This is a genomic window from Pseudoalteromonas sp. GutCa3 (genome assembly GCF_002836155.1).
Taxonomy (GTDB): Bacteria; Pseudomonadota; Gammaproteobacteria; order Enterobacterales; family Alteromonadaceae; genus Pseudoalteromonas; species Pseudoalteromonas arctica.
The window spans coordinates 90,821-103,366 of record NZ_PJBK01000090.1 but is presented as its reverse complement, the minus strand read 5'-3'; the positions used below and the strand labels follow the sequence as shown (position 1 = coordinate 103,366).

Annotated in this window: 10 protein-coding genes and 1 riboswitch; of the genes, 5 read left to right on the top strand and 5 right to left on the bottom strand. The window is 38.7% G+C overall.

The features are described 5' to 3' along the window. On the bottom strand, positions 1-705 hold the full coding sequence (locus CXF64_RS16645; protein ID WP_101217563.1) for a DUF2982 domain-containing protein: 705 nt from the start codon (positions 703-705) through the stop codon (positions 1-3). A 246-nt stretch (positions 706-951) separates the two neighbouring features. Between CXF64_RS16645 and CXF64_RS16640 the strand changes: the two genes are divergently transcribed. The 3 genes from CXF64_RS16640 to msrA all read left to right on the top strand — a co-directional run bounded on the left by CXF64_RS16640 (position 952) and on the right by msrA (position 5,728). Next, positions 952-2,004, top strand: a complete 1,053-nt coding sequence (locus CXF64_RS16640) for an efflux RND transporter periplasmic adaptor subunit (RefSeq protein ID WP_024590017.1) — start codon at positions 952-954, stop codon at positions 2,002-2,004. 3 nt (positions 2,005-2,007) lie between these two features. After that, on the top strand, positions 2,008-5,106 hold the full coding sequence (locus CXF64_RS16635) for an efflux RND transporter permease subunit (protein WP_101217562.1): 3,099 nt from the start codon (positions 2,008-2,010) through the stop codon (positions 5,104-5,106). A gap of 85 nt (positions 5,107-5,191) precedes the next feature. After that, a complete protein-coding gene (gene msrA / locus CXF64_RS16630; RefSeq protein WP_101217561.1) occupies positions 5,192-5,728 on the top strand; it encodes a peptide-methionine (S)-S-oxide reductase MsrA in 537 nt (178 codons plus the stop codon). Positions 5,729-5,818: 90 nt separating this feature from the next. Here the strand turns inward: msrA and CXF64_RS16625 are convergent, their stop codons facing one another. From CXF64_RS16625 to CXF64_RS16615, 3 genes are all read right to left on the bottom strand, one after another. Continuing rightward, complete coding sequence (locus CXF64_RS16625) at positions 5,819-7,645, bottom strand: TonB-dependent receptor domain-containing protein (protein WP_101217560.1); 1,827 nt, start codon at positions 7,643-7,645, stop codon at positions 5,819-5,821. 37 nt (positions 7,646-7,682) lie between these two features. Then, a riboswitch (cobalamin riboswitch) is annotated at positions 7,683-7,866 on the bottom strand. A gap of 63 nt (positions 7,867-7,929) precedes the next feature. Further along, positions 7,930-8,715: an ABC transporter substrate-binding protein gene (locus CXF64_RS16620; RefSeq protein ID WP_101217559.1), complete on the bottom strand. Its 786-nt coding sequence runs from the start codon at positions 8,713-8,715 to the stop codon at positions 7,930-7,932. Positions 8,716-8,916: 201 nt separating this feature from the next. Continuing rightward, positions 8,917-9,399, bottom strand: a complete 483-nt coding sequence (locus CXF64_RS16615) for a YajQ family cyclic di-GMP-binding protein (RefSeq protein ID WP_007377833.1) — start codon at positions 9,397-9,399, stop codon at positions 8,917-8,919. 152 nt (positions 9,400-9,551) lie between these two features. Between CXF64_RS16615 and CXF64_RS16610 the strand changes: the two genes are divergently transcribed. Together CXF64_RS16610 and CXF64_RS16605 are read left to right on the top strand one after the other, a co-directional pair. After that, on the top strand, positions 9,552-9,905 hold the full coding sequence (locus tag CXF64_RS16610) for a VanZ family protein (protein WP_101217558.1): 354 nt from the start codon (positions 9,552-9,554) through the stop codon (positions 9,903-9,905). Further along, positions 9,898-10,800: a ketopantoate reductase family protein gene (locus tag CXF64_RS16605; protein WP_101217557.1), complete on the top strand. Its 903-nt coding sequence runs from the start codon at positions 9,898-9,900 to the stop codon at positions 10,798-10,800. The genes CXF64_RS16610 and CXF64_RS16605 overlap by 8 nt, the downstream gene beginning before the upstream one ends. Before the next feature lie 40 nt (positions 10,801-10,840). On the opposite strand, the gene thiI is transcribed toward CXF64_RS16605, so the two are convergent. Then, the gene (thiI, locus tag CXF64_RS16600; protein ID WP_024590024.1) at positions 10,841-12,298 is read right to left on the bottom strand and encodes a tRNA uracil 4-sulfurtransferase ThiI; all 1,458 of its coding nucleotides are present in this window, start codon (positions 12,296-12,298) and stop codon (positions 10,841-10,843) included. Between the last annotated feature and the right edge of the window lie 248 nt (positions 12,299-12,546).

Here is a 12,546-nt window from a genome sequence, read left to right as displayed (position 1 = left end):
TTAATTATTAATTTGCGACGCTATAAACTGACTAGGCTCGCGCTTCCACTTATTTAAGTTAGCACTAAATGCCCAGATATCTCTATCTAACACACTGGCTGGTAATAATAAATCGTAACCGGTTAACAGTTGAAGGTGCTTAGTCCTGTTAGCAAACATAGCTATAAGACCAGTATAGCTTATCCCTTTATGGGATGTGTAATGTGTATCTTCTATTAGCCATTCTGATGGGCAATTGCCATTTTTGCAATGTTTTTGAACAACTTGCATAAACAAATTACGCTGCTCTATTAATAATTTCCCTGCAATTCGAGGCGCTATGCTTGTTAAAAAGTCATCTATGTCGTTTACCTTTATACCAACCGCATTTAATTCTAAGTAATCAAAGCCATCTTCTACTTTGGGTATACCACTGTGATGAAAGTTACTATGAGGCATACACCAAGCTCCGTATTTATGGCAATAAACGAGCTCAGACTCATTTAATATAAGGCTATGATATGGCTCTTGAGTTTTTAAATATCCAATAAAAATAGCGGCAATACACAAGCTCACTAAAAATATTTCAAGTATGCTAATCTCACCCGGCCTCAGTAAATTAAACAACATAATAAAAACTAAACCAATTGCACCTGCAACAAGCACTTCAATTGCGTTTCGCGCACCTTGTGCCCGAAACTTAATGGCATTGTTAGATTTATCCATATTGGTAAAACACCATATAAAAAACAAGCATAATAACAGCCCAAATTATGACCTTTCTTGTTGTTATACATAAGTTACAGGTGGTTTTAAATTTCATACATTACCGCTTTTTCCTCAACAAAATAGGAACAATGAATAAATCTTATTTACTTTTACGCTTAACGCACAAATTTATGAGACACATAACCGTCTTTTCCCGGTCTTATTTCGTACAATACTTACAATTCATTTTCAGGTATGAAATCAATGTACTCAAGACAATCAGGTAAAGCACTTTTTCCATTTATTATTACGTTACTTCTAATATTTAGCGTTTATTTATATCTACCCGCTAGCCACGGCGAACAGGCCGATTTATCACAAATGTCTACTCAAGTAACAGCTCATACTGTTACTTCTCAGGAAAACGCAGTGATGATAGAAGCGATCGGTAGCGCGCGTGCAAACCAAGCAATCTATATAAAAAGTGCGCAAAACGATTATGTCACAGATATATATTTTAAAGACGGCGACTTAGTCAGTAAAGGGCAAAAGTTAGTACAGTTACAGAGCCAACAAGAACAGCTTGCCGTTAAAGAGCTTGGCATTAACTTACGTGAAGAACAACGTCAGTTAGATCGCCTAACCGAACTTTCACGCTCGCAATCAACGGCAAAGTCGTTACTTGAAGAGCAGTTATCTCGTGTTGATGCAACAGAGGCCCAACTAGAAAGCGCTAAAACTAAATTAAACGAAATGACTATTAGTGCGCCCTTTTCAGGCCTGTTAGGTAAGCGTGAAATATCAATAGGTGCTTACGTAAGTAATACAACAATAATCACAACACTTGATGATATTAGTATTATTAAAGTTGACTTTAAAGTACCTGAAAAATATTTAGCACAATTAAATATGGGCATGAAAGTGCTTACGCAAAACGATGCCTACCCAGGACAAACATTTAACGGCAAGGTAACGCATATTAGCTCGCGTATTGATTCGGTTACTCGCAGTGTTGAAGTTACAGCAAGTTTTGCCAATAAATCAGGATTACTTCGCCCTGGTATGTTACTAAATACAGCACTTGAGCTAAGCAGCAACCAAGCTTTAATGGTGCCAGAAAAAGCGGTTATACCTTTGCAAGACAAACACTTTGTTTTTCAAATTCAAGATGGGATAGCTAATAAAATTGAAGTGCATGTTGCTAGCAGAAATAATGGCTGGGTTGCTATCGACGAGGGCCTAACTGATGGCGAGCAAATTGTTACTGAGGGGCTAATAAAAATTCGCTCTGGAAGTAAAGTAAGCGTAAAGGGGTAATACGTGAAAATTACAGATACTAGCGTCAAGCGCCCCGTTTTTGCCATTGTAATTAATTTACTGCTTCTTACTTTTGGACTGGTTGCGTTTACTATGCTGCCACTTCGTGAATACCCGGATATTGAAACGCCGATTGTAAATATCAGCACTGAATACACAGGTGCTTCTGCCGAAATTATAGAAACCAAAATAACGCAAATAATAGAAAATCGAATTTCAGGTATTGAAGGTATTAAAAGTATTAACTCATCGAGTCGTAATGGACGTTCAAACATTACCATTGAGTTTGATATTAACCGCGACATAGATGCAGCATCTAACGATGTACGCGAACGTGTAGCACGTGCACTTGATAGTTTGCCCGATCAGGTACGCCCGCCAGAAGTATCTAAATCAAATAGTGATGAAAGCCCAATCGCCTGGTTTGTATTAAACAGCGAAACAATGGACTCGTTACAGTTATCTGATTACGCGCAGCGTTTTATTGTTGACCGCTTAGCCGTAGTAGATGGTGTATCTAACGTACGTATTGGTGGTGAGCGCCAATACGCCATGAAAATTTGGCTAAACCGCCAAGCAATGGCTGCACGTGGCATTACCTCGAGCGATATTGAAAATACACTGCGTACAGAAAACGTTGAGTTACCGGCTGGCGAAATAGAATCTATAGATCGTGACTTTACCGTGCGTACTGCCCGTAGTTATAAAGATCAGCGCGATTTTAAAAACCTGGTAATTAAACGTGGTGATGAAGGTTACTTAGTACGTTTAGGTGAAGTTGCCGATGTACGTTTAGAAGCTGCCGATGACGAAAGCTTATTTCGTGGTAACGGGCGTAATATGATTGGCTTAGGTATTGTAAAACAAGCTAAAGCAAACACACTAACCGTAGTAGATAACGCACGCAGCGAACTTGAAAAAATCAAACGCAACCTACCTGAAGGCACTACAATTCAAGACAGCTACGATTCGTCTGTATTTATTAAAGAGTCTATCAATGAAGTTTACAGCACACTTGCCATCTCTATGGGTTTAGTCGTACTCGTTATATTTTTGTTTTTAGGCAATATACGAGCAACGCTTATCCCTGCGGTCACCGTACCGGTCGCACTTGTTGGTAGCTTTATGTTTTTGTTGGCAATGGGCTACTCAATTAACTTACTCACTTTACTTGCCTTAGTACTGGCCATTGGTTTAGTAGTAGATGATGCCATTGTAATGCTTGAAAACATTCACCGCCGTATTGAACTGGGTGAGCCGCCGTTACTAGCTGCATTTAGAGGCGCGCGTGAAGTAGGTTTTGCTATAGTAGCAACCACTCTTGTACTAATATCGGTGTTTGTGCCATTAGTATTTATGGATGGCCGTATAGGTGCATTATTTACTGAGTTTGCTATGGCGGTAAGTGCTGCCGTATTTTTCTCAAGTGTTACAGCACTGACTCTCGCACCAGCCTTGTGCTCTAAAGTACTTAAAGTATCAGACAAACCAAATAAATTTAGCCAATGGATGGACCGCCAGTTTACTAAAATTGAAGTAAGTTACCGTAATTCACTCTCCACCAACATAACCCGTAAATGGGGTTTAATGGTGAGCCTATTATTAGCTGGCTTTGTTAGTTACTCGTTGTTTTTACAAGTTCCTTCTGAGCTAACGCCAAAAGAAGATCGTGGCACGTTCTTTATTATGATGAGCGGCCCTGAGGGCGCAAGTTACGAAAATAACGCCGCTAATATGGCTAAAATTGAAGAGCGCTTAATGCCTTACTCGCAAGCCGGTGAGCTAAGTCGCGTACTTGTTCGAGTGCCTGGCTGGGGTGGCAGCGGCGGTGTTGCGATTGTGGGTATGGCCGATTGGGATAAACGCAAACGCTCAACGTGGGAAGTAATGGATGAAATAAGCGGTAAAATGCAAGAAGTTACCGATGTTCGTGCATTTGCCATTATGCGCCGTGGTATTGGTGGTGGTGGCTCATCTCGCCCAATTGAGTTTGTACTGCAAGGTAATGATTATGCACAACTAGCCGATTGGCGTGACCGTATAATAAAGCGTGCTGAACAAAACCCTGGTTTAGTAAGAATCGATCATGATTACAAAGAAACCTTCCCACAGTTTTTAGTCAGCATAGATAAAAACAAAGCTGCCGATTTAGGCGTTTCGGTATCTGATGTAGGCCGTACACTAGAAACAATGCTTGGCCAGCGCCGTGTTACGACCTTTATTGACCGCGGTGAAGAATACGATGTGATTTTAAAAGGAACAAAAGAAGATTTTACCAATCCTACTGATATTTCAAATATATACCTTAAATCACGAAGCGGTGAACTAGTTCCACTTGATAGCCTTATCAGCTTAAAAGAAGAAGCAACAGCATCGCGCTTAAACCGTTACAACCGTATGCGCGCAATTACATTAAGCGCCAACTTAGCTGATGGCTATACACTTGAGCAAGCGCTTAACTTTTTAAACGAAGTAGCCGCTGAGGAAAACGATATAGATGGCGCAGTAGATTACAAAGGTGAGTCGCAGCTTTATTACGAAGGCGCATCAGCGATGACCTACGTATTTATACTTGCACTCACCGTTACCTTTTTAGTGCTTGCTGCGCAGTTTGAAAGCTTTATGCACCCATTTGTAATTATGCTTACCGTACCGCTTGGTTTAATGGGCGCTATGTTTGGGCTTTGGGCTACAGGGCTTACCTTAAATATTTACAGCCAAATAGGTATTGTCATGCTCATAGGCTTAAGTGCTAAAAATGGTATTTTGATTGTGGAATTTACTAACCAATTACGCGATAAAGGCGTTGAGTTTAGTGAAGCAATACTACAAGCGGCTACCCAGCGCCTTCGCCCAATAATAATGACCTCACTAACAACCGTTATGAGCTCTGTTCCTTTGGTTTTTGCTTCAGGCCCCGGCGCCGAAAGCCGTATGGTAATTGGTGTAGTCGTGTTTACAGGGGTTATTGTATCTACCCTGCTGACTCTTTTTGTTGTACCTGCTGCGTATTATGCTCTATCGAAAAATACACAGTCACCTGAGTTTTTACAACAAAAGCTGAATAAACAAGCTGCTGAAAAGCCTTTCGAAGAGATCTAATCTCTTTATTGCGCCGTAACCTTGTTGTTGCGGCGCATACAATTTATGCTCGCCTTTAAACTCCATATACATTTTAGGAATACTTATGAGCTCAACAACGCAAGTAGCAACATTTGGTGGCGGCTGTTTTTGGTGTATAGATGCAGCATTTAGACGTGTAAATGGCGTATTAGATGTGAGTTCTGGCTATACCGGTGGCGAAACCGACACCCCAACCTATAATTCTGTATGCTCTGGCACAACCGGGCACGCTGAGGTTGTTAAAATTGAATTTGATACTACTGTAGTTAGCTTTGAAACACTGCTAGCAATGTTTTTCACTTTGCATGATGCTACACAATTGAATCGCCAAGGTAACGATATAGGCACACAATATAGAAGCGTTGTTTACTATCACGACGAAGCTCAACAAAAGCAAACCAATGAAATGGTAGCTCAACTGCAAAGCCATGTGAGTGAGCCCATTGTGACAGAAGTCAGCCCTGCCACTACGTATTATCCAGCAGAGCATTATCATCAAGATTACTATAACGAAAACCCACAGCAGGGTTACTGTAGTATTTTAATAGCACCTAAATTACATAAGTTTGAAACCGTATTTAAAGAGTTCTTAGCTGACTAGCTAATTTGAGCAGTTAAATTGATTAGTTAAACTTAGCTACACATTAAAAAGCCCGACGTAAGTCGGGCTTTTTAATATTAATAAATACCGTTAAAACTGGTAGCTTGCGCCTGCAAAAAAGCGACGCTCTGGAGTGTTGTAGTAATACACTTGACCCGTTGTAAAATCAGTATTTGAATCAACAGCGTTATACTCTTTATCAAATAAGTTTTCTACACGAAGCGAAACTTCAATATGTTCATTTACTTGATAATTACCTGCTAAGTTCCAAAGTGTATAAGAGCCTAAGCGAGTCACAGCACCTTGTCGGTCGCTACGGTATTGCATGTCTAAGCTTGCATCAAAAGCACCAAACTGTTTTGCAACTTCCCAGTTAAAAGTACGTTTAGCAACATTACGTAACTCTGCGCCCGTTTCTTCGTCTTCTGCACTCAAATAAGCAAAGTTAAGGTTGCTATCAAAACCAAAAAACTGCTGAGATAAGCTAAATTCAACCCCTTCATAACGTGCTTCATCAATATTAGCTAATGCAAAGTTTGCATCGTAATCAATTTTATCTTCTATATCGTTTCTAAAAATTGCAACATCAACTTGCGCAATATCAAAGTCCACACTCAAACCTAACTCACGGTTTACTGATTTTTCAGGCTGTAAATCAGGGTTACCATAAAGTGGGAAATATAAATCGTTAAATGTAGGGGCTTTAAAGCCAGTACTTTGGCTTATACGAAATGTTGCATCTTCAGATAAATGATAACCCGCAGCTGCGGTATACGTTGTTTCGTCGCCAAATTGCTCGTCGTCATCTTGGCGAACAGTTAAATTAGCTAATACTTTATCTGCATCGTAGTAAGCACCTACAAACACAGCAAGTACATCTCGGCTGTCTTCAACAAATAGTTGCGAACTATGAGATACATCATCGTTGTACCAATTGATACCACCACTAATGTTAAGCTCATCAGATAATAGGTATTGGCCGTTATAATCAATTTGTGTGCGTTTAGTTATAAAAGTACTTGTTGTTGGTCCAACTGAAAAATCAACATATGTATTGTCTGAATCATCCGTTGCTAGCGCTAAATCAATACTGTGCGTTTGGTTAGTGTAGTTTTTACTCCAACCTGCAGAAAGCTGATAGTTTTTAAAATCATCTCGTTCAATCGTACTGTCAGCTGGGCTAAAGCGGCTGTCGTAATCTGCGAAACCTTCACTGTATTGACCTAATAACTTAAAGTCGCCGTAGTGTGCATCTGTATAATTTACTTTAAAACCAAGATTTTTATTTTCATAGCCATCTTCATCTGGTGCTACGCCTTGCAGTACATCAAAGTTATCTGTTTTTTCAAAGCCTGCATTAAATGCTGTTGTTATATCACCTGATTTTACAGAGCCTGCCACTTGATAATTTTGGTAAGAATCAGAACCAAACGTAGCACTCACAGATAAGTTATCTGATTCACGCGTTATAATGTTAATCACGCCAGCAAGTGCATCAGAGCCGTAAACAGCTGCGCGAGAACCCTTAATAATTTCAATACGTTCAATACTATTTAAAGGGACATTATTTAATGCTTTTTGACCAAGTGTTGCTGAGCCTGTACGTACACCGTCAATCAAAATTAGCGTATCGCCAGAGCCAGTACCACGAAGTGACACACCTGTATTTTGGCCAAAACCACCGTTTGGATTAACCTGAAAACCAACTCGCGTGCTTAATAAGGTTGGTAAATCGCGTACGTTGCTTGCTTCTATTTCTGCACGCTCAATAACATTTACACTTGCTAAAACGTCATTGATTGATTGCTCAAATTTATTAGCTGTAACGGTTATTTTTTCAATTGATTGCTCTGCGCCAGACACAGAAAATGAAAGCGCAGCAGAAATAGCAACGCCTAAAGTTGTTTTGTTTAACATGATGTCCCCTACCTTTGCCCACCGCAAAGATTTAAGTAAGTAAGATTGCATCAAGGCCGGTCTCCGGACTCAGTAAGCACATCAAAATATGCAATACTTTACCGTTGCGGGGGCAGTGTTGGGCTTGTAGTCATCATGAAAACGCACCAACTTCCCGATTATCCTGCTAAAAAAATCATTACATGAAGTGGCTAGCAAGCACCTTGAAAATATGTCGCTATTGTGAGTATTTTGTTTACAAATGTCAATGGACGTCTATACAGCTAAAAACCTTTAAAATGCAGTTAGGGGCTAGTATAGTTTGAAGAAATTCCATATTTATCAAGTAGCTTCTGAAGTTGTATTTGTGCAGTAGGTAAGCTTAGTATTTCATCCATTTTATTACTAGTGATCTTATTTGATTTAGAGTTAACTAAAAAGTGCGTTTTATAAACGGCATCTGGTACGTTACTTTTATAGAGTAAATCCATATTAAAAGTATTTTGATTTTTAAAATATTGGTAAGCAATATTATTTAAAACGCCTACTTCCGCGCGCTTTAATAGCAGCATTTTAACAACGTTGAATTCATCAATGGTTAAACTTACTTGATGTTCCTCACTTAAAAATTCGGCATCTGTATTAAATCCAGCAAATTGATACGAGTACCCCAGAACCCCAACCTTTGTTAATGACGTAATGTCGTCAAAGTAAGCTTGCTCATTTGTATTTTCTTTAAGCGTATAAAGCTCATTTTTGGTAATGGTATAAAATTCGGTTTTTTCAATGTTTTCTTGCGCTGATAGTGGGATCCATTGCAGTGCCATTAAAAATAAAACATCAAAATTATTTTTTTCAACTGACAAAGCAAGCCTTTTTACAGGTAGAGACTTAAGTACGAAGTTAAACTCCTGCTGTGCTCCGTTTAAAATCTTAATAAACTCAGGAGCAAAACCCTGCTTTTTTTGCGCATTAATAATAATGGGAAAGTAGCCATCTTCAACCAGTACATCAATATCAACTGTTTTTGATAAGCTTGGTTTGGTAAATGTAAGCAAAACAAATAACAAAAATAATTGATGAAGTTTCATTTTAATACCTTCTAGTGTGAAGTACTTAATTGCATGTGATTAAATATAATAGCTTAAATATCAAAAAGGAGATTAATACATACGGGAGTATCTAGGCAGCAAAGAGGGATAATAGTGAGATATTTAAAAAGAGTAAGTAGCTTCAATCTGTCTGTAAGTATAAACAGATTAAAGCATGCTTAATTTAAAACTATTTATTGATTAATCGCGGAAATTTTTAAACTGAAAAGGCTGACCTAGCTCAGCGCTGCGCACTACTTGCATAGCCTCTTGAAGATCGTCACGTTTTTTACCCGTTACACGTACTTCTTCGCCTTGAATAGCTGCTTGAACCTTAACTTTAGAGTCTTTAATGGCTTTAACTACTTTTTTAGCCATGTCCTTTTCGATACCTTGCTTTAAGCCAACGTTACGAAATACATTTTTACCAGCACGGGTAATATCTTGAAGCTCTAAGCTTGATACATCCATACCACGCTTAGATATTTTGTTAGCTAAAATATCAAATAATTGCATAACCTGAGAGTCTGCTTCAGCTTTAAGCTTAATTGTTTTGTCATTTAGCTCAATAGATGCATCAACGCCTCTAAAGTCAAAGCGAGTCTCTAGCTCACGATTTGCATTATCAACTGCGTTTTTAGCTTCGTTCATTTCTACTTCAGATACAATATCAAATGAAGGCATTGGTTTGCTCCTAACTATTTAATCTTAATTTTATGTGGTAATTATAACGCTAAAATTATAAATCTTTACATTTTTCTGCATCTTGTTCAGGTGCGATATTAAATTAGTTTGATATACTTGCGCCTCTTTTTTAAGCGATTTTAGGATTTGTCGTGACAAGGCGTGTTTATCAAGCAATTTTTTTAATCAGCATAGTAGCTTTTACCTTTTTATTTGCCAAAGAAATAAAAGGTGGCGTTGTAAATTTATTTCCTCATGTTGATAAAGTGGCCCATTTTGGGACTTTTTTTATACTAGCCATAATAATGGATAAAGCGTTTAAGCTTCCTTTATATGCGCAAATACTTTTATTGGCAGGTTATGGCGCCTCTATAGAAATAATGCAAGACGCACTTCCATATAGGCAAGCATCACTCGGTGATTTTTTTGCTGATTTTGCAGGTGCCGCAAGCTACTTTTTACTTAGAGTAATTTTTACACCTCGAAAAAAGAACCCATATGGCTAATATTTTAATTGTCGGCGATGGTGCTATTGGCTTGTTACTTAGTCATTTTCTAAGTGCGTCGCATAATGTCAGTGTTTTAACTCGCAAAAGCCCAACAAATACCCGTTTTTATAGTCGAGGTAAGGGTGCATCTAAAAAAATTGACGCACAATTTATTACATTAAATCAGCTAAATAAAGCAGCTGAATTTGATGTTGTTTTATTTACCGTTAAAGCCTTTCAAGTACTTGATGCATTTACGCAAATAAAGCCATTTTTACCAAATCATTGCTCTGTTGTACTTTCGCATAACGGAATGGGTAATGTTGATGAGGTAAATAGCCAACTAAGCACTCACCAAGCACTCTACTTTTTAACGACAAGCATAGCGGGCTTTAAATCAAACCAATACATTGTGCAGCACACTGGTGAGGGACAAAGTGTTATTGGTGCTTGTAATGAATTAGCTTTTCAAAATAGCGCGCCAATAGCTGATATTTTTAAAGTGATACCCAGCCTAAAGTTTACTAATAACATTCAGCAGCTTCGTTTTGAAAAACTACTCGTAAATATTGCCATTAACCCATTAAGCGCTTTAAGTAATGTAAAAAATGGTGAGTTACGCGCACCTAAGTACAATGCTATAATTTTTAATGCACTCACTGAAGCATGCAATATAGCAAAGGTACAAGGGCTTAATATCCCATTGATTAAAGCACTTAATACCGCTTATAAAATAATGGAATTAACGTCTGACAATTACTCTTCAATGCAGCAAGACGTCGCGCATTGCAGAGAAACTGAAATATCAGCTATATGTGGCTATATTAGCCAACAAGGCAAACTTCACGGTATTCCTACACCTTACAACGATGAGTTGTTTGTCAAAATTCAGGCAAAAAAAAGCGTGGTATAAACCACGCTTATATAAATTCTTAACTTTAAGACGACAAACCTTATGGGCGGTAAACTTTTACCGTTTCAAAGCCTTGTTCGTGCAGCATAAGTGCCTGTAGTTGGCTCATTACGCCTCTGTCACAATATAAATAGTAGTCAGTGTCTTTTGGTAAATCACCAAACTTAGTAGCTAAACGGAAGAACGGCAAATGCACCACTTCAACACCATCGATTTCTAGCGGTGCAGCTTCTTCTTCCTCTGGTGAGCGAATATCAACTACCACAGAGCCTACAGGTAAATCAGCAACCGATTCAGCTTCTTTAAGTTCTTGTTTGGCTTCAACGTCAATATCACGCACATCCATTATGCGTGCGTTGTTTACAACGGTATCAAGTACATCAAAGTCGAACTTTTCTTCTTCACCAAGAATAACGTCTATTTTGGCTTTAACCGTTGGCTTTTTAGAAATAACACCACAGTATTCAGGCATTGTTTCTGCCATTTCGGCCGTACCAATTTGACGAGCAATATTAATAATTTCTTGCTTATCGTGTTGAATAAGCGGGCGTAAAATAAGCGTTTCAGTAACACGGTCAATCACGCTTAAATTCGCTAATGTTTGACTAGATACTTGGCCAATACTTTCGCCAGTGACAAGTGCCTGAATGTTTAACTTTTGCGCAACCACACTCCCTGCGCGCATCATCATACGTTTAAGTACAACACCCATTTGGCTGTTTTCAACGTTTTCTAAAATTTCAGCAACAACAGGTTCAAAATCAACCGTTACAAATTTAACTTTATGTGTAGAGCTATATTTTTTCCATAAGTAGTAGCTTGCTTGCTTAACGCCAATTTCGTGCGCTGCGCCACCTAGATTAAAGAATAAAAAGTGCGTGCGTGCGCCTTTTCGAATCATTTGGTAACTTGCTACGCCAGAGTCAAAACCACCAGACATAAGCGAAAGCACATCTTCTTGAGTTGGCAGAGGAAAACCAGCCATACCAAAATGTGTATGAGAAACAATGTAAGCTTTATCGTCTTTTACTTCTAGGCGTATTGTTACTTCTGGGCGGCTAAGCTTTACGCTTGCGCCTTCAATATGCTGATTTAATCCACCACCAACATAACGCTCTAAATCAGTTGAGGTAAAATCGTGTTGCCCTATGCGCTTAGCACGAACACAAAAGGTTTTACCTACAATAGTATGACCAACTAAAGCGATGGTTTTTTGATAAATATCATCAAGAGTTTCGAATTGTGTTTCGGTTACTTCAATAAATTGAACAATGCCAGGGATGCGTTTAAGGCTATCGATAAAATCAAGGCGAACTTGCGCGTCTTCAAGCTTTGTAACAACTGAAATGTTATCCCAGTTATTTCTTACTTGTACTTTTTCGTCAACACGGCGCAATACAATTTTAATGTTATTTTCTAACACTTTAGTAAAGCGTTTACGGACTGAACGGCTTTTAATGGCTATTTCAGGATGTAGTTTGACGATAAATTTAAGCATAGTTCACTCTTAGACTGCGGGAATTCGCGCTCCCAGGCATTTGGCGCGGGATTATAGCAAAAAATTCAGCGCCTAGGAAACAGCCTATTACTATCGATTAAACTACAGCTAGGGCCTGTTTATCTTTCGAGGTTAAATTTACAGCAGTGTGTTTGGTATTTAGGCAAGGCAGAGCCTATGTAGTGTGGTTATTCCCCATAAATAGGCGATAACGTAGCATAAATGCCAAACAAGCGCTGCCCAAAGGG